Consider the following 16,601-nt stretch of genomic DNA (forward strand, 5'->3'; position numbering starts at 1 on the left):
GTACCGAACGAGCACGCTCGTCGGGGGTCATGCGGGGCTGCTGACAGAATGACCGCACGATGACTGCCACCGACACCGCCTCCTCGTCCGTCACGCCCGCACCGCGCCCCGCCGGCACCCTGCTGCCGCACCTGCCCGCCCCGACGGGCCAGGCCCCGGACCCGGACGCGCTGTTCGAGGGCTTCGGCGAGTGGGCGGCCGCGTCCGGACGGCCGCTGTACGCGCACCAGGAGGAGGCGCTGCTGGAGCTCATGACGGGCTCGCACGTCGTCCTGGCGACGCCGACCGGGTCGGGCAAGTCGATGGTGGCGATGGGAGCGCAGTTCGCGGCGCTGGCGGCGCGGCGGTCCGGCCTGGGCGGGCGCACCTACTACACGGCACCGCTCAAGGCGTTGGTCAGCGAGAAGTTCTTCGACCTCGTGGCCGCGTTCGGGTCGCGCAACGTCGGCATGATGACCGGCGACAGCGCGGTCAACGCCGACGCCCCCATCATCTGCTGCACGGCCGAGATCCTGGCGAACCTCGCGCTGCGCAACGGGGCCGGGAGCCCGGGCGACGACGACTTCATCGGCCAGGTCGTCATGGACGAGTTCCACTTCTACGGCGACCCGCAGCGTGGCTGGGCCTGGCAGGTGCCGCTGCTCGAGCTGCCGCACACCCAGTTCCTGCTGATGTCCGGCACGCTCGGCGACACCACACGGCTGCGGGAGGACCTCACCGAGCGCACCGGCCGTGACGTCGCCGAGGTCACCGGCGCCGAGCGGCCGGTCCCGCTGGAGTTCTCCTACGTCCAGGAGCCGCTGCCCGAGGTCATCGAGGAGCTCGTGCACACCCACCGTGCCCCGGTGTACGTCGTGCACTTCACCCAGAAGGACGCCGTCGACCGGGCCCAGGCCCTGCTGAGCACCAAGCTCGCCTCCAAGGAGGAGAAGCAGGCGATCGTCGACGAGATCGGCGCGTTCCGGTTCGGCACCGGGTTCGGCAAGATCCTGTCCAAGTACCTGCGCGCCGGCGTCGGGGTGCACCACGCCGGGATGCTGCCCAAGTACCGCCGGCTCGTGGAGCGCCTCACCCAGAAGGGGCTGCTCAAGGTCGTCTGCGGCACCGACACCCTGGGCGTGGGCATCAACGTGCCGATCCGCACCGTGCTCATGACGTCGCTGGTGAAGTTCGACGGCGAGCGCATGCGCCATCTGACGGCTCGGGAGTTCCACCAGATCGCCGGCCGAGCCGGTCGCGCGGGCTACGACACCCTCGGCGAGGTGCTGGTCATGGCGCCCGAGCACGTCATCGAGAACCGCAAGGCCCTCGCCAAGGCCGGGGACGACCCGAAGAAGAAGAAAAAGATCGTGCGCAAGAAGGCCCCGTCCGGCGCGGTCAACTGGACCGAGTCGACCTTCGACCGCCTGCGCGACGCCCCGCCGGAGCCGCTGGCCAGCCAGTTCCACGTCAACCACGCGATGGTGCTCAACGTGCTGGCCCGCACCCGGGGGACGGGCGACGGCGCCGCCGCCGACCCGGTCGAGGCGATGCGCCACCTGCTGACCGCCAACCACGACACCGCCGCCCAGCAGGCCGGCCACGTGCGCCAGGCGCTGCGCATCTACCGCTCGCTGCGGGTGGCCGGCGTCGTGGAGAGGGTCCGCGTCCCCGACGACACCCGCCCCGCGGGCTACCGCCCGAGCGTGCGGCTGGTCGTGGACCTGCCGCGGGACTTCGCGCTCAACGCCCCGCTGTCGCCGTTCGCGCTGGCGGCCATGGACCTGCTCGACGTCGACTCCCCCACGCACGCCCTCGACGTCGTCTCGGTCATCGAGGCCACGCTCGACGACCCGCGCCAGATCCTGTTCGGCCAGCAGAAGAAGGCGCGCGGCGAGGCCGTCGCCGAGATGAAGGCCGAGGGCATCGAGTACGACGAGCGCATGGAGCTGCTCGAGGAGGTGTCCTGGCCGAAGCCGCTCGCGGACCTGCTCGAACCCGCGTTCGCGCAGTACAAGCAGTCCAACCCGTGGGTCGCCGGGGCCGAGCTGGCCCCGAAGGCCGTGGTGCGCGACATGCTCGAGCAGGCGATGACCTTCGCCGAGATGGTCAGCACCTACGGCCTGGAGCGCACCGAGGGCGTGGTGCTGCGCTACCTCGCCGACGCCTACCGCGCGGTGCGTCAGGTCGTGCCCGAGGAGCACCGCACCGAGGAGGTCGCCGAGGTCGTCGAGTGGCTCGGCGAGCTGGTGCGCGGCGTCGACTCCTCGCTGCTGGACGAGTGGGAGCGGCTGCAGAACCCCGTCGACGACGACGCCGACACCGTGGTGGAGGGCGAGCTCGCCGAGGCGGGCGCCGAGGCGCCCGCCCGCCCGGTCACCGGCAACCCCCGCTCGTTCCGCCGGCTCGTGCGCAACGCCATGTTCCGCCGGGTCGAGCTCGCCGCCCGGGAGGACTACGACGCCCTGGAGACCCTCGACAAGGCCTCCGGCTGGGACGGGGACGCCTGGGCCGACGCGCTGGAGGACCTCTTCGAGACCCAGGGCGACGACGCGATCGGCTTCGGGGCGGACGCCCGCTCGGCCGCGCTGCTGACCATGCTGGAGCCCGGGGCCGCCCTGCCCGCCGGCGCCCCGCCGTCGGACGCCTCGACCGTGCCGGCCGACACCTGGTGGGTCCGTCAGATCCTGGACGACGCGAACGGCGACCGCGACTGGGCGATCACCGCGCTGGTGGACCTGCCGGCCTCCGACGAGGCGGGCCGTCCGGTCCTCGAGGTCCTCGCGGTCGGGCGGCTGTAGCTCACAGCAGTCCGGTCAGGCCGCGCACCAGCGTCGCGACACCGCCGACGTAGGCGAGCACGATGAGCACCCGGCGGGTCGCGGTCGCCGAGACCCGCGGGGCGAGCCGGTCGCCGACCACGAGACCCGCGAGGATCGAGACCATGAGCACCACCCACTCCCAGGGCGCCATGGACGGGAACGAGGCGTCGGAGAGCACCAGCTTGGCCACCATGGCCGCCAGCGCGTTCGCCGCGAAGAACGGCTGGGCCGTGGCCGCGAACCGCTTCGGGTCCCAGCCGCTGAGCACCGCGTAGACCGCGACCGGCGGCCCGCCGATCCCGGCCGCGACCGACCCGATCCCGCTGGCCGTCCCCGTCACCGCGAGCGGCCAGCCCGCGGCGGCGTCCACCGGGTGCCGGCCCTCGCGGCGCAGCCGGGTCGTCACCACCGCGAGGGTCATCGCGGCTATGACGAACGCCCCGATCGTCACCTCGAGGGCGGGGGCGCTCACCTCGCGCAGGGCGAGGGCGGCGGGGACGGTGACGACCAGCGACGACAGGGTCAGCCACGCGAACTTGCGCCACTCCACGTCCCGGACCACGCGGCCGAGGATGAGGGTCGACGCGGTCGCACCGGCCAGGTTGACGAACAGCACGCCCTCGAGCGGCCCGACGATCAGCACGATGAACGGTCCGGCCACCAGGCCGAACCCCATCCCCGAGACCCGCTGCAGGACGCCACCGACGAGGATGGCCAGGACGAGGAGGGCGAGCACGGCCCCACCGTACGCCGAGCGGGGCGGGCGGGCCGGACCGTGCCGTGGGGCGGACCTGCCCGCCGGCGAGTCGTCGGGCACACTGGCCGCGTGACACGCCGGAGGAACAGCGCACCGACCCTCGCCGTGCTCGCCCTGGAGAGGGCCGGGATCCCGCACGGGCTGCACCCGTACGACCACGACCCCCGCAGCACCCTGGGCTACGGGCTCGAGGCGGCCCGGGCGATCGGCGTCCCGCCCGAGCAGGTGTTCAAGTCGCTCGTCGCCGACGTCGACGGCGAGCTGGTGGTCGCCGTGGTCCCCGTGACGGGCGAGCTCGACCTCAAGGCGCTCGCCCGCGCCGTCGGCGGCAAGAAGGCGGTGATGGCGCCGGTCGCCCGGGCCGAGCGCGCCACCGGCTACGTCGCCGGCGGCATCTCGCCGCTGGGGCAGCGCACCCGCCTGGTCACGGTCCTGGACGCCTCCGCGACGTCGCTGGCGGTCGTCTACGTCTCGGGCGGTCGGCGCGGCCTGGACCTCTCCCTCGCCCCCGCGGACCTGGTGCGGCTCACCGGCGCCACCACCGCTCCCCTGGCCCGGTGAGGCCGGCCCGGTGCCGGGGCGGGGACGGACGGCGTCAGGAGGGCTGGTAGGTCGGGTACCGGGTGTCGGTGGAGACGATGTCCTTGCCGAGCGGCAGCAGGGAGATCGGGATCATCTTGAGGTTGGCGATGCCGAGCGGGATCCCGATGATCGACACGAACAGCGGGATCGCGGTGACGACGTGCCCGAGGGCCAGCCACCAGCCCGCGACGACGATCCAGATGATGTTGCCCAGCACGGACCAGCCGCCGGCGCCGGGGCGGTCCACGACGGTGCGGCCGAACGGCCACAGGGCGTAGCCGGCGATGCGGAACGAGGCGATCCCCCAGGGGATCGTCACGATGAGCAGGCAGCAGATGATGCCCGCGGCGGCGTACCCGATCGCGAGCCAGAAGCCCGACAGGACGAGCCAGATGACGTTGAGGATCGCTTTCACGCCGTCGATTGTGCCCCGTGGGACCGGGCAGGGCATCCGGGAGGTCCCTGATCCTGCCCCGGAGGTTCCTACACTGGGCGCCATGCCGTCCGACCTCCCCGACCGGATCGCCCGGGTACGCGCACGGATCGACGACGCCGCCACCGCGGCGGGCCGGCGCCCCGACGACGTCCGGCTGATGCTGGCCACCAAGACCCAGGACGCCGGGACCGTCCTCGCGGCCGTCCACGCCGCCGCCGACCTGGCGGCCGCGCGGGGGGACGACCGGCCGGTGCTCGTCGGGGAGAACCGGGTCCAGGAGCTGGTCGCCAAGGCGCCGGCGCTGGCCGACCTGGTCGCGGCCGGCCGGCTCGAGGTGCACATGATCGGGACGCTGCAGCGCAACAAGATCAACCAGATGCTGCCGACCGTCACGGGGCTGGCCGCCGTGGACCGGCTCTCCCTCGCGGAGGCGGTGGCGCGGCGCTGCGTGCGCGACGGCCGGACGCTGGACGTCATGGTGCAGGTCAACGTCTCCGGCGAGCAGTCCAAGTCCGGGGCGGCGCCGACGGAGGCCGTCGAGCTCGCGACCGCCGTCGCGGCGCTGGAGGGGCTGCACCTGACCGGGTTCCTGACCATCGGGGCGAACACCCCCGACGAGGACGAGGTCCGTGCCGGGTTCGCCCGGCTGCGCGCGGTCCGCGACGAGGTCGTGGCCGGTGGCACGCCCGGCACCGAGGACGCCCGGGAGCTGTCGATGGGGATGTCGACCGACCTCGAGCTCGCCGTCGCCGAGGGGGCCACGATCGTGCGCGTCGGCACCGCCGTCTTCGGCGCGCGCCCGCCCGCCTGACCGGCTCAGGGCACCCGGTGGATCCACTCGGCGGTGTCGAACTTGGTGCGCACCAGGTCCTGGGCCCGCTCGAGCTCCTCGGGGCGCAGGTCGGAGGCCTCGGTCCGGTGCCGCTCGGCGAAGTACACCGCGAACGCCTCGACGACGTCGTCGCGCGTCATGCCGGTCTGCGAGCGCAGCGGGTCGACGCGCTTGTTCGCGCTGCGGGTGCCCTTGTCGGACATCTTCTCCCGGCCGATGCGCAGCACCTGCATCATCTTGTCGGCGTCGATGTCGTAGGCCATCGTCATGTGGTGCAGCACCGCTCCCCCCGCCAGCCGCTTCTGCGCGGACCCGGCGAGCTTGCCGCCGGGTGAGGCGACGTCGTTCATGCCGCTGAAGTACGCCTCCACACCCAGCTCGCCCAGGGCGCCGAGCACCCAGGTGTCCAGGAACGCGTAGGACTGCTCGAAGCTCATCCCGTCGACGAGTGAGCCGGGCACGACCAGGGAGAACGTGACGCAGTTGCCCGCTTCCATGAACATCGCGCCGCCGCCGGAGATGCGTCGCACGACGGTCACGTCGTGCTCGGCGACGCCGTCCTCGTCGATCTCGTTGCGGTAGGACTGGAAGGAACCGATGAACACGGCCCGCTCGTCCCAGTCCCAGAACCGCAGGGTCGGGCCGCGGCGGCCGGCCGCGAGCTCCTCGGTGAGCACCTGGTCGAGCGCGGCGAGCGTGCGCGGGGGCAGGGGTCCGGGGCGCAGCACCTCGAAGGTGTGGTCCTCCCACGTCGTGGCCAGGCCCAGCGCGCGCCGCACGGCGACGGCCACGGCCCGGGCGTCGAAGCCGACCATCGCCACGGGTCCGGCGATCTCCCCGCCCTGCTCGGCCTTCTCCAGCGCCTCGGTGACGGTGCGCGCGAGCTCGCCGGTGCCGGTCGTGGCCGGCAGCCCGGTCAGGGCGGTGTCGATGACGCCCAGCGCCTCGTCGGGTTCGAGGAAGAAGTCGCCCGACACGCGCACGTCCGTCAGGACGCCGTGTCCGGTGGACTCGTCGACCGCGAGGTCGACCGCGACGAGCTTGCCGCCGGGGACCTTGTACTCACCATGCACCCCGCCAGCCTAACCGCCCCGCGCGGACCGTTGTGGGCATGAGATCTGCAGCTCCGGGTGCGCCCGGAGCCGCAGATCTCATGCCCACAACGGGAGAGGAGTCAGCGCGGCTCGACGTCGGCGTGCAGCAGCCCGTAGACGTGGGCGTCGATGAGCGCCTCCCAGGCGGCCTCGATGATGTTGGGCCCGACCCCCACGGTCGACCACGTGTGGTGGCCGTCGGTGGTCTCGACCAGCACCCGGGTGGTGGCGTCCGTGCCGTGCTCGGCGTCCATGATCCGCACCTTGAAGTCCACCAGCTCGAAGGTCTCGATGGTCGGGTAGACCTTCCGCAGGGCATGCCGCAGGGCCTGGTCCAGGGCGTTGACCGGACCGTTGCCCTCCCCGGTGACCACGATGCGCTCGCCACCGGCGTGCAGCTTGACCGTCGCCTCGGCCAGCGCCTCGGCGTCCCGCTGGTCGGCGTCCGGCACGCCGCCGCGCCCGCCCGTGGTCTCGACGATCGCGCGCCACGACTCGACCCGGAAGTAGGCGGGCCGCTGCCCGGTGAGCTCCTCGCGCAGGATGAGCTCGAACGACGCGTCGGCGGCGTCGAACGTGTAGCCCTGCGCCTCGGCGTCCTTGACGCGGTTGGTCACGCGGGTCAGCAGCTCTCCCTGGCCGGCCAGGTCGAACCCCAGCTCGCGGCCCTTGAGCTCGACCGACGCCCGCCCGGCCATGTCGGAGACCAGCATCCGCATGTCGTTGCCCACGGCCGTGGGGTCGATGTGCTGGTACAGGTCCGGGTCGATCTTGATGGCGCTGGCGTGCAGGCCGGCCTTGTGCGCGAACGCGCTGGCCCCGACGTACGGCTGGCGGGTGTAGGGCGCGATGTTGGTGATCTCGGCGACGGCGTGCGCGATGCGGGTCGAGTCGGCCAGCCCGTCGCCGGCGAGGGTCGGCAGGCCGCGCTTGAGCGCGAGGTTCGCGACGACGGACACCAGGTCCACGTTCCCGGTGCGCTCGCCGTAGCCGTTGACGGTGCCCTGCACGTGCGCGCACCCGGCGGCGACGGCGGCCAGCGTGTTGGCCACGGCGCAGCCGGAGTCGTTGTGCGCGTGCATGCCGAGCAGCGGGTCCCCCGGCAGGGCGTCGCGGCCGTGCGGCAGGTCGAGCCCGGTCCGCAGCTCCTCGACGACGTCGGTGACCCAGTCCGGCAGCATGCCGCCGTTGGTGTCGCACAGCGCGACCACCTCGGCACCGGCCTCGAACGCCGCCGCGACCGCGGACCGCGTGTAGGCCGGGTCGTACCGGTAGCCGTCGAAGAAGTGCTCGGCGTCCACCACGACGCGGCGCCCCTCCCCCACGAGGAACTGCACGGTGTCGGTGATCATCGCCAGCCCCTCGTCCGGCGTCGTGCGCAGCGCCCGCTCGACGTGCCGGACGTCGGACTTGGCCACGAGCGTCACCACGGGAGCCTCGGAGTCGAGCAGGGCGCGCACCTGCGGGTCGTCCCACGCCCGGGAACCCGCGCGCCGGGTGGCTCCGAAGGCCGCCAGCACGGCGTTCTTCAGCTCGAGCTCCTTGGCCGCACGCCGGAAGAACTCGGTGTCCTTGGGGATCGCGCCGGGCCAGCCGCCCTCGATGAAGCCGACGCCGAGCTCGTCCAGCAGCGGCGCGATCGCGAGCTTGTCCGCGACGGACAGGTTCATGCCCTCCTGCTGGGCGCCGTCGCGCAGGGTGGTGTCGTACACGTGGAACGGTGCGGTGGCCATCGGTGGCTCCGTAGGTGCGGTGGCGGCAACAAAAAAGACCCTCCGGGTACGGAAGGTCTGCGCGTCCGGCGGGGGTGCACCGGACGCGCTAGCTAATGAGGCAGTGACGGCGCTGGTCGCACCGCCGTGCGTGAGTCATACGTCACATGGTGCCACAGGTGGCCACCCATCGGTCAGCCCCGTCCGAGCCGCGGACACCCCTCGCCAGTTCTAACCAAAGTTGGTCACCTTTTGATTGCATGTCGCCGTAAGTCCCGCTAGCGTGACGGCCGGAGGCAGGGACGCCTCCGACGCCACGACCGGTCCGCGCGACCGGCTTCTGGGGGGAGCGACGATGCACCACGGGACCACGACCGCCACGCAGCCGCCCGCGACGACGGGCCGCACCGGCCTCTGGTTGGTCGGCGCCCGCGGCTCGGTGGCCACCACGGCCACGCTCGGGCTCGCCGCGCTCGCCGCCGGCCACGCCCCGCCGACCGGCTGCGTCACGGCGGCCGGACCGTTCGACCGGCTCGCCCTGCCCGCGTTCGACGACCTGGTCGTCGGCGGGCACGACGTCGCCCCGACGACGGTGGTCAAGCAGGCCGAGGCGCTCGCCGACGCCGGCATGATCCCCGGCCACCTGCTGGCCGGCACGCGCGACGCCCTGGCCGCCGCCGACGCCGAGATCCGGCCCGGCCACGACCCCCGCCGGCACCTGGGCTCCCAGCAGGAGGCCGCCGAGACGCTCGCCGCCGACCTCGTCGCCTTCCGCGAGCGCCACCGCCTCGCCCGGGTCGTCGTGATCGACGTCGCCTCGACCGAACCGCCGCTGGACCCGGTCCCCGAGCACGACGACCCCGAGCTGCTGCGTGCCGCGCTGCTCGACCCGGACCGCGCCGTGCTCCCGGCCTCCTCGGTGACCGCGTACGCCGCCGTGCTCGCCGGCTGCGCCTACGCCTCGTTCACCCCGTCGGCCGGCATGACCGTGCCGGTCCTCACCCGCTGGGCCACCGAGGCCGGGCTCCCCGTGGCCGGCCGCGACGGCAAGACGGGACAGACCTGGCTGCGCACCGTCCTGGCACCCGCGCTCACCACCCGCGGCCTGCGGGTGCTGTCCTGGGCCGGGACGAACCTCCTCGGCGGCGGCGACGGCGCCACCCTGGCCGACCCCGTCGCGGCCCGCAGCAAGCTCACCTCCAAGAACCGCGGCCTGCGCGACCTGACCGGCACCGACGTCACCCCGCTGCACATCGACAACGTCCCCGACCTCGGCGACGTCAAGGTCGCGTGGGACCACGTGCACGTCGAGGGGTTCCTCGGCTCGCGCCTCACCCTGCAGACCACGTGGAGCGCGCACGACTCCATGCTCGCCGCGCCGATGGTCCTCGACCTCGCCCGCCTGCTGGCCCTCGCGCACGCGGCCGGGCTGACCGGCCCCGTCCCGGAGCTGGGGTACTTCTTCAAGGACCCCTGGGGGTCCGACGTGCACGGGGCCGCCGCCCAGGCGGTCGAGCTCGCGGACTGGGCCGGCCGCACCGCCGACGCCGTGGCACGGCGGCCATGAGGGCGGGCGACCTGGTCGAGCTCGTCCGCGCCCCGGCGGCGCTGACCGTCCTCGGCGACACCCTCGCCGGGATGGCCACCGCACCGCCGCCGGACCTCCGCCCGCCGCGGCACGCCCTGCTGCCCGTCGCCTCGACCTGCCTCTACCTCGGTGGCATGGCGCTCAACGACTACGGCGACCGCGACCTCGACGCCGTCGAACGTCCCGAACGCCCCATCCCCTCCGGACGCGTGACGCCCCGGCAGGCGCTCGCCGTCGGCACGGGGCTCGTCGCGACCGGCGTCGTGGCCGCGGGTGCGGCGAGCGGACGGCGGGGGCTCGCCGTCGCGGTGCCGCTCGCCGCGTGCGTCCTCACCTACGACCTCGCGGCGAAGGACCGGCCCGCCGGTGCCGTCGTGATGGCCGCCTGCCGCGGGCTCGACGTGCTGCTGGGCGCCGCCCCGGGCTCCCTGCGCACGGCGCTGCCCACCGCCGCCGTGCTGACGACGCACACGCTCGCCGTGACGGCGCTGTCGCGCGGCGAGGTCCACGGCACCACCCGCGGCGTGGCAGGGTCCGCCGTGGCCGGCACCGTGGCCGTCGCCGCCACCACGGCCGTCGCGGCGTGGCGGGCACCGGCCGGTTCGCCGGGCGGTCCCACGGTCCGGCGCGTCGCGGCGCTGGCCGCCACCGCCGGGTACGTCGCCACGTGCCTGCCGGCGCAGCGCACCGCGGCCGCGGACCGCACGGCCCCCGCGGCACGCACCGCGACCCGGGCGGGGCTGCAGGCCATGATCCCGTTGCAGGCCGCCTGGACGGCGCGCGGCGGGCGGTGGGCGAGCACCGCCGTGCTGGCCGGCGCCGTCGCCGCCGGACGGCTGCTGCGCCGGGGCCGCCGGCAGGTGAGCATCACGTGACCACCCACCCCGCCCCCGACCGGCCCCCGTTCGCGCTCGGGTACGGCACCAACGGGTTCGGCGACCACCCGCTGCCCGCCGCGCTCGACGTCCTCGACACGCTCGGCTACGAGGCCGTCGCCCTCACGCTCGGCCACCCGCACCTCGACCCGTTCGCACCCGGTGCCGCGTCCGTGACGGCCCGGCTGGCCGACCGTCTGGGCCGGATGCGCGACGGCGCGGGGGCGGACGTCGTCGTCGAGACGGGGACGCGCTACACCCTCGACGCGTGGACGAAGCACCGGCCCACCCTCGTCGACCGCGAGGCCGACCTGCGGATGCGCTACCTGACGCGGGCGATCGACGTCGCCGCCACCCTCGACGCGACGTGCGTGTCCTTCTTCTCCGGCGTGCTCCCGGACGGCGACCGCCCTGCCGAGGGGTGGGCCCGGCTGCTCGACCGTCTGCCGGTCCTCCTGGAGGAGGCCGGCGAGCACGGCGTGCAGCTCGCGATCGAACCCGAGCCGGGCATGCTCGTCGAGACCGTCGAGGACGCCCTGCGGCTGCGCTCGGACCTCGGCGACCCCGCCGGTCTCGGTCTGACCGTCGACGTCGGGCACTGCCTCGTCGTCGAACCCGACGGCGTGGTCGGCGCGCTGCGCGCCGCCGCCCCGGTGCTGACGAACGTCCAGCTCGACGACATGCCCCGCACCCACCACGAGCACCGGCCCTTCGGCGAGGGCGACCTCGACCTGCCGCTCGTGCTCGCCACCCTGGCCGACATCGACTACCGCGGCGTCGCCGCGGTCGAGCTGCCCCGCCACTCCCACGACGCCCCGGCGCTCGCCCGCCGCAGCCTCGCCGCGGTGCGGCGCGCCTGGGCGGACGTCGTCGGGCACCCCCACCCGGAGGCCCCCTGATGAGCGACACCTGGATCGACCGGACCCGGGCCGAGGTCGCCCGTGACCCGCGCACGCTGCCCCGCGCCTTCGCCCTGGCGCCTCGGCGGGCCGGCCGCGGACCCCGGCGGCCCGGGGCCGACCCGCACGGCCTCGTGCACGGCACGTTCGAGGACGAGGCCCGCGCCGCCCTGGTCGTGGCGCTGGCCCACGCCGCCGGCGACGGCGAGGACGTCGCCGGACGGCTGCGCGACCTGTTCACGCAGGGGGACACCGGCGAGCGCCGCGGGGTGCTGCGCGGCCTCGACGCCCTGCAGTCCGACGGCGTGGTCGCGGCCGGCTCCCCCCTGGCGCGGACCGGCGTCGAGCTCGCCCACGACGCGCACCGCGCCAACGACCCCTCCCTCGTGGCCGCCGCCGTCGGACCGTTCGGCGCGGCGCACCTGGACCAGCACACGTGGCGGCACACGGTCCTCAAGCTCGTCTTCCTCGGGGTGCCGCTCGACGCCGTCGCCAGGCTGGCCGACCGCGTCGACGCCGAGACCGCGCGGATGGCGTCCGACTTCGCCGCCGAACGATGCGCCGCCGGGCGCCCCGTCCCCGCCGACGTCGACCGGCTGCTGCAGCACCGACCCGACCCGGCCGTCCCGGCCCCGACCACCGCGGAGTGACCATGCGCATCTTCGACCCGCACGTCCACATGACCAGCCGGACCACCGACGACTACGAGCGGATGTACGCCGCCGGGGTGCGCGCCGTCGTCGAACCCGCGTTCTGGCTCGGCCAGCCGCGCACCGGGGTGTCCTCGTTCACCGACTACTTCGACTCGCTGCTCGGCTGGGAACGGTTCCGGGCCGAGCAGTTCGGCATCCGGCACCACGCCACCATCGCCCTCAACCCCAAGGAGGCCAACGACCCGCGCTGCCGCGAGGTGCTCGCCGAGGTGCCGCGCTACCTGCTCAAGGACGGTGTCGTCGCGGTCGGCGAGATCGGCTACGACTCGATGACACCCACCGAGGACGAGGTGTTCGCCGCCCAGCTCCAGATGGCGCGCGAGGCCGGGCTGCCCGTCCTGGTGCACACGCCGCACCGGGACAAGCTGAACGGCACCCGCCGCACCCTCGACGTCGTGCGCGAGTCCGGGATCGACCCCGCCCGGGTGCTCGTGGACCACCTCAACGAGACCACCGTGGCGATGGTGCGCGACGCCGGCGCCTGGGCGGGCTTCTCCATCTACCCGGACACGAAGATGGACCCGCACCGCATGGTGGCGCTGCTGGACGAGTACGGCACCGAGCGGATGATCGTGAACTCGGCCGCCGACTGGGGCCGCAGCGACCCGCTGCTGACGGCGCGTACCGGCGCCGAGATGCTCGCCGCCGGGTTCACCGAGCACGACGTCGACCGCGTCCTGTGGCGCAACCCGGTGACCTTCTACGGGGCCTCCGGCCACCTTGTGCTGGAGCCGGTCCCCGGCGTCGTCGCCGGCGAGGTCCCGGCCCCGGCTGAGTTCGAGGGCTCCTCCGTGCTGCGCGGCGCGCGCGTCTGAGGACCCCGATGCACCTGTCGTACTGCACCAACGTCCACCCCGCCGAGGACCTGGACGGCGTGCTGGACCAGCTCGCCCGCAGCGCCGGCCCGGTCCGCCGCGCCGCCGGGCTGAACCGGCTCGGGATCGGGCTGTGGCTGCCCTCCCGTCTCGCCCACCGCCTCGACGCCTCCGCGGCCGACCGCGACCGCCTGCGTGTCGCCCTGCACGAGCACGGCCTCGAGGTCCGCACGCTGAACGCCTTCCCCGCCGGCGGGTTCCACGCCGACGTCGTGGGCCGCGCCGTCTACCGCCCCGACTGGACCCGGCCCGAGCGCCTGGCCTACACGCTCGCCTGCGCCCGGGTGCTCGCCGACCTGCTGCCGACGGGCGCCGACGGGTCGGTCTCGACGCTCCCGCTGGGGTGGCGCACCGGCTGGACGGCGTCGGACGACGAGGCCGCCACCCGGGCGCTGGCCACGCTGTCCGCCGAGCTGCGCGCCCTCGCCGAGCGCAGCGGGGTCGTCGTCCGGCTCGCCGTCGAGCCCGAACCCGGCTGCGTGCTGGACACCGTCGACGACGTCGTGGGGTGGCTGGGCGCCCGGACCGGCGCCGACCGGCCCGCGACCGCGCGGATCGACCCCGCACTCGTCGGCGTCTGCCTCGACACCTGCCACCTGGCGGTGTCGTTCGCCGACCCGGCCGCCGCGGTGCGGCGCATCACCGGGGCCGGGCTCCGGGTCGTCAAGGTGCAGGCCTCCGCCGCCCTGCACGTCGCCGACCCGGCGGCGCCCGCCGCCCGTGATGCCGTGCGTCGGTTCGCCGAACCGCGCTACCTCCACCAGACCCGCGAGCTCGGTGCCGACGGGCGGGTGCACGGCGTCGACGACCTGACCGATGCGCTGGCGGGCGGTCTGCCGGGCCGCGGGCCGTGGCGCGTGCACTTCCACGTCCCGCTGCACCACGACCCGGCGCCGCCCCTGGCGGCCACCACCGACGTGCTGCGCGAGTCCGTCGCCGCGGTGGCCGCGGCGCCGCACGGCGAGGAGGCGCATCTGGACGTGGAGACCTACACCTGGTCGGTCCTGCCCCCCGACGTGCTGCCGTCCGGCACCGACGAGCTGGTGGCGGGCATCGCCGCCGAGCTGCGCTGGGCCGCCGACCACCTGACCGCCCGTGACACCGTCCTGACCCCCGCCGGGAGGAGCACCCCGTGAGACCCGTCCTGCTGCTCGACGTCGTGGGGCTCACGCCCCGCGCCCTGGCCCACATGCCCCGGCTCCGCCGTCTCGCCGACGGCGGATGGTCCTCGTCGCTGGCGACCGTGCTGCCGGCGGTGACCTGCACGGTCCAGTCGACGATGCTCACGGGCCTGTCCCCCGCCCAGCACGGCGCCGTCGCCAACGGCTGGTACTTCCGCGACCTGGGCGAGGTCCACCTGTGGCGCCAGCACCACCGCCTGGTCGCCGGCGAGAGGGTCTGGGAGACCGCCCGGCGGCGCCGTCCGGGGTACTCCGCGGTGAACGTGTGCTGGTGGTACGCGATGGGGATGACCACGGAGGTCACGGTGACGCCCCGGCCGATCTACCACGCCGACGGCCGCAAGTCCCCCGACGCCTACGTGCGACCGCCCGGCCTGCACCACGAGCTGGTCGAGCGGTTCGGCGACTTCCCGCTGTTCACCTACTGGGGCCCGACGGCGTCGCTCACGTCCAGCCGCTGGGTCGTGGACGCCACCCGGCACCTGCTGCGCACCCGGGCCGCCGACCTCACCACCGCCTACGTCCCGCACCTCGACTACGACCTGCAGCGGTTCGGCCCGGAGTCTCCCCAGGCCGACGCCGCCGCGGCCGACCTGGACGGCGTGCTGGCACCGCTGCTCGACCAGGCCGAGGCCGACGGCGTGACCGTCCTGGTCGTCTCCGAGTACGGCATCACCCGGGCCGAGCGCCCCGTGCACCTCAACCGGGTCCTGCGTCGCGAGGGCCTGCTGGAGGTGTACACCCAGGCGGGCCGCGAACAGCTCGACCCGTGGACCTCGCGGGCGTTCGCCGTCGCCGACCACCAGGTCGCGCACGTGTACGTCGACGACGCCTCCGACGTGGCGCGGGTCGCCGCCCTGCTGCGCGCCGTGCCCGGCGTCGACGAGGTGCTCGACCGCGAGGCCCAGGCCCGCCACGGGCTGGACCACGAACGCTCCGGCGAGCTCGTCGTCGTCGCCGAGCCGGGCGCCTGGTTCACCTACTACTTCTGGCTCGAGGACGACCGTGCCCCCGAGTACGCCCGCGCCGTGGACATCCACCGCAAGCCGGGGTTCGACCCGGCCGAGCTGTTCTTCGACCCCGCGGACCGGTTCGCGAAGGCCAGGGCCGGGCTGAACCTCGTGCGCAAGAGGCTCGGCCTGCGGTACGCGATGTCGACCGTGCCGCTCGACGCCTCCTGGGTCGGCGGCACGCACGGTCGGTTGCCGGACTCAGCCCTCGACGCCCCGATGGTGCTGTGCTCCGACCCGACCGTCCCCGACCCCGTCGCGTCGTGGGTGCACGACGACGACCGGGCCGTGCCGGCCGCGTCCGTCAAGGATCTCGTCCTGTCGCTGCAGGGCCTCACGCACCCGGTCGGCACGGCGCGGTGAGGTGCTCCCGGGCGGCGTCCGGGGGGCGCCGACGGCCCGGATGTGGTCCTCTAGGGGCACGACGACGGCGAGGAGAGGGACAGTGAGCGATCAACAGCGTCCGTACGGGTCCGAGGACCCGACGCAGCGCTACCGGCCGGTGAACCAGCCGGCGGAACAGCCTCCCGGGATGATGCCGGCGCAGAAGCCGACCTGGGAGGCCGCACCGAAGCCGCCTCCGCCCGAGCCGCGCCTCGACATCGGCCGGTACTGGGCCGGAGCCGCCGCCACCGTGCTCGTGTGCGCCCTGCTCGGTTTCACCGCCTCGGTGATCTTCGACGAGGTCTTCGGCATCGAGCTGATCCCGCCGCCCGACGTCGCCGGCGGCGGGGACGACGCCTCGTGGGCCGCCGCCGGGGCGCTCTTCGCGCTCGCCGCCGCCATCGTGCTCAACCTTCTCGTGGTCGTGGCCCCGCGGCCGCGGATGTTCTTCGGCTGGCTCGTCGGGCTGACGACGGTGATCCTCGCGGTGCTGCCGTTCACCGGCAACCCCGACCCGCTGTCCGGCGCGATGACCGCGCTGGTGTGGGCGGTCCTGGGGATCGCGGTCGCCTCGATGCTCGGCAGCGTCATCACCCGGACGCTCGTGGTGCCGACGGTCCCGCCGCGCTGAGGATCCGACGACGAGGGGGCCGGGGGGGGCCGCCCCACCCGCCCCCCCCCCCGGGGGCGGGGCCGCCCCCCCGCGCCCGCCCCCGCCGCGGCGCCACGTCGCGTACTCCTCGGGCCAGCGGTCGACGATCTCGTCCTGGGTCAGACCCTCCCACTGGCTGAAGGACCGTTCGCGCAGCCGCGGGTCGGTCTCGACCGGCAGGCCCATCAGCTCGGCGTAGGCGGCCGCGGT

General features: G+C 74.6%; 15 protein-coding genes and 1 pseudogene. 11 read left to right on the forward strand and 5 right to left on the reverse strand.

Features of this window, described 5'->3' with window-relative positions:
* Positions 1–59 precede the first annotated feature (59 nt).
* Positions 60–2,780 carry an RNA helicase gene (locus Q6350_RS11925; protein ID WP_304604415.1) on the forward strand — a complete coding sequence of 907 codons (2,721 nt, stop codon included), beginning with the start codon at positions 60–62 and terminating at the stop codon, positions 2,778–2,780.
* Between the two features lies 1 nt (position 2,781).
* On the opposite strand, the gene Q6350_RS11930 is transcribed toward Q6350_RS11925, so the two are convergent.
* Entirely contained in the window at positions 2,782–3,537 is a 756-nt protein-coding gene (locus Q6350_RS11930) for a sulfite exporter TauE/SafE family protein (protein WP_304606905.1), read from the reverse strand.
* A gap of 90 nt (positions 3,538–3,627) precedes the next feature.
* On the opposite strand from Q6350_RS11930, the gene ybaK reads away from it, so the two are divergent.
* Positions 3,628–4,119: a Cys-tRNA(Pro) deacylase gene (gene ybaK, locus Q6350_RS11935; protein ID WP_171247264.1), complete on the forward strand. Its 492-nt coding sequence runs from the start codon at positions 3,628–3,630 to the stop codon at positions 4,117–4,119.
* Between the two features lie 34 nt (positions 4,120–4,153).
* Here the strand turns inward: ybaK and Q6350_RS11940 are convergent, their stop codons facing one another.
* Positions 4,154–4,555, reverse strand: a complete 402-nt coding sequence (locus Q6350_RS11940; protein ID WP_171247265.1) for a YccF domain-containing protein — start codon at positions 4,553–4,555, stop codon at positions 4,154–4,156.
* An 82-nt stretch (positions 4,556–4,637) separates the two neighbouring features.
* On the opposite strand from Q6350_RS11940, the gene Q6350_RS11945 reads away from it, so the two are divergent.
* Entirely contained in the window at positions 4,638–5,387 is a 750-nt protein-coding gene (locus Q6350_RS11945) for a YggS family pyridoxal phosphate-dependent enzyme (protein WP_305066257.1), read from the forward strand.
* A gap of 5 nt (positions 5,388–5,392) precedes the next feature.
* On the opposite strand, the gene Q6350_RS11950 is transcribed toward Q6350_RS11945, so the two are convergent.
* Both Q6350_RS11950 and cimA read right to left on the reverse strand, forming a co-directional pair.
* The gene (locus tag Q6350_RS11950; protein ID WP_305066258.1) at positions 5,393–6,481 is read right to left on the reverse strand and encodes a biotin/lipoate A/B protein ligase family protein; all 1,089 of its coding nucleotides are present in this window, start codon (positions 6,479–6,481) and stop codon (positions 5,393–5,395) included.
* 101 nt (positions 6,482–6,582) lie between these two features.
* The gene (gene cimA / locus Q6350_RS11955; protein ID WP_304604419.1) at positions 6,583–8,235 is read right to left on the reverse strand and encodes a citramalate synthase; all 1,653 of its coding nucleotides are present in this window, start codon (positions 8,233–8,235) and stop codon (positions 6,583–6,585) included.
* A gap of 334 nt (positions 8,236–8,569) precedes the next feature.
* Here cimA and Q6350_RS11960 point away from each other — a divergent pair, with 334 nt between their 5' ends.
* The 8 genes from Q6350_RS11960 (at position 8,570) to Q6350_RS11995 (ending at position 16,370) form a co-directional block, all read left to right on the forward strand.
* Positions 8,570–9,781 carry an inositol-3-phosphate synthase gene (locus tag Q6350_RS11960; protein ID WP_304604420.1) on the forward strand — a complete coding sequence of 404 codons (1,212 nt, stop codon included), beginning with the start codon at positions 8,570–8,572 and terminating at the stop codon, positions 9,779–9,781.
* Positions 9,778–10,677 (forward strand): SCO3242 family prenyltransferase, encoded by a 900-nt coding sequence (locus tag Q6350_RS11965; protein WP_305066259.1) that lies wholly within the window; start codon positions 9,778–9,780, stop codon positions 10,675–10,677. Before Q6350_RS11960 ends, Q6350_RS11965 begins: the two co-directional genes overlap by 4 nt.
* Positions 10,674–11,576: a sugar phosphate isomerase/epimerase gene (locus tag Q6350_RS11970; RefSeq protein WP_305066261.1), complete on the forward strand. Its 903-nt coding sequence runs from the start codon at positions 10,674–10,676 to the stop codon at positions 11,574–11,576. The genes Q6350_RS11965 and Q6350_RS11970 overlap by 4 nt, the downstream gene beginning before the upstream one ends.
* On the forward strand, positions 11,576–12,226 hold the full coding sequence (locus Q6350_RS11975; RefSeq protein ID WP_305066262.1) for an EboA domain-containing protein: 651 nt from the start codon (positions 11,576–11,578) through the stop codon (positions 12,224–12,226). The genes Q6350_RS11970 and Q6350_RS11975 overlap by 1 nt, the downstream gene beginning before the upstream one ends.
* 2 nt (positions 12,227–12,228) lie before the next feature.
* Positions 12,229–13,104, forward strand: coding sequence for a TatD family hydrolase (locus tag Q6350_RS11980; RefSeq protein ID WP_304604478.1), 876 nt, complete (start codon positions 12,229–12,231; stop codon positions 13,102–13,104).
* Between the two features lie 8 nt (positions 13,105–13,112).
* Positions 13,113–14,300 carry a metabolite traffic protein EboE gene (gene eboE, locus Q6350_RS11985; RefSeq protein WP_304604424.1) on the forward strand — a complete coding sequence of 396 codons (1,188 nt, stop codon included), beginning with the start codon at positions 13,113–13,115 and terminating at the stop codon, positions 14,298–14,300.
* Complete coding sequence (locus Q6350_RS11990) at positions 14,297–15,718, forward strand: alkaline phosphatase family protein (protein WP_305066263.1); 1,422 nt, start codon at positions 14,297–14,299, stop codon at positions 15,716–15,718. Before eboE ends, Q6350_RS11990 begins: the two co-directional genes overlap by 4 nt.
* Before the next feature lie 82 nt (positions 15,719–15,800).
* Positions 15,801–16,370, forward strand: a complete 570-nt coding sequence (locus Q6350_RS11995; RefSeq protein WP_171247274.1) for a hypothetical protein — start codon at positions 15,801–15,803, stop codon at positions 16,368–16,370.
* A gap of 93 nt (positions 16,371–16,463) precedes the next feature.
* On the opposite strand, the pseudogene Q6350_RS12000 reads toward Q6350_RS11995, so the two are convergent.
* Positions 16,464–16,601, reverse strand: a pseudogene (locus Q6350_RS12000) (histidine phosphatase family protein); the annotation flags it as partial.

Origin of the sequence: Isoptericola sp. b515 (assembly GCF_030588125.1) — a bacterium.
In the GTDB taxonomy this organism is placed as follows: domain Bacteria; phylum Actinomycetota; class Actinomycetes; order Actinomycetales; family Cellulomonadaceae; genus Isoptericola; species Isoptericola sediminis.

Coding starts and splice junctions, on each gene's coding strand:
- Q6350_RS11925 (WP_304604415.1), top strand. CDS start 60: ATGACTGCCACCGACACCGCCTCCTCGTCCGTCACGCCCGCACCGCGC.
- Q6350_RS11945 (WP_305066257.1), top strand. CDS start 4,638: ATGCCGTCCGACCTCCCCGACCGGATCGCCCGGGTACGCGCACGGATC.
- cimA (WP_304604419.1), bottom strand. CDS start 8,235: ATGGCCACCGCACCGTTCCACGTGTACGACACCACCCTGCGCGACGGC.
- Q6350_RS11960 (WP_304604420.1), top strand. CDS start 8,570: ATGCACCACGGGACCACGACCGCCACGCAGCCGCCCGCGACGACGGGC.
- Q6350_RS11965 (WP_305066259.1), top strand. CDS start 9,778: ATGAGGGCGGGCGACCTGGTCGAGCTCGTCCGCGCCCCGGCGGCGCTG.
- Q6350_RS11975 (WP_305066262.1), top strand. CDS start 11,576: ATGAGCGACACCTGGATCGACCGGACCCGGGCCGAGGTCGCCCGTGAC.
- Q6350_RS11980 (WP_304604478.1), top strand. CDS start 12,229: ATGCGCATCTTCGACCCGCACGTCCACATGACCAGCCGGACCACCGAC.
- eboE (WP_304604424.1), top strand. CDS start 13,113: ATGCACCTGTCGTACTGCACCAACGTCCACCCCGCCGAGGACCTGGAC.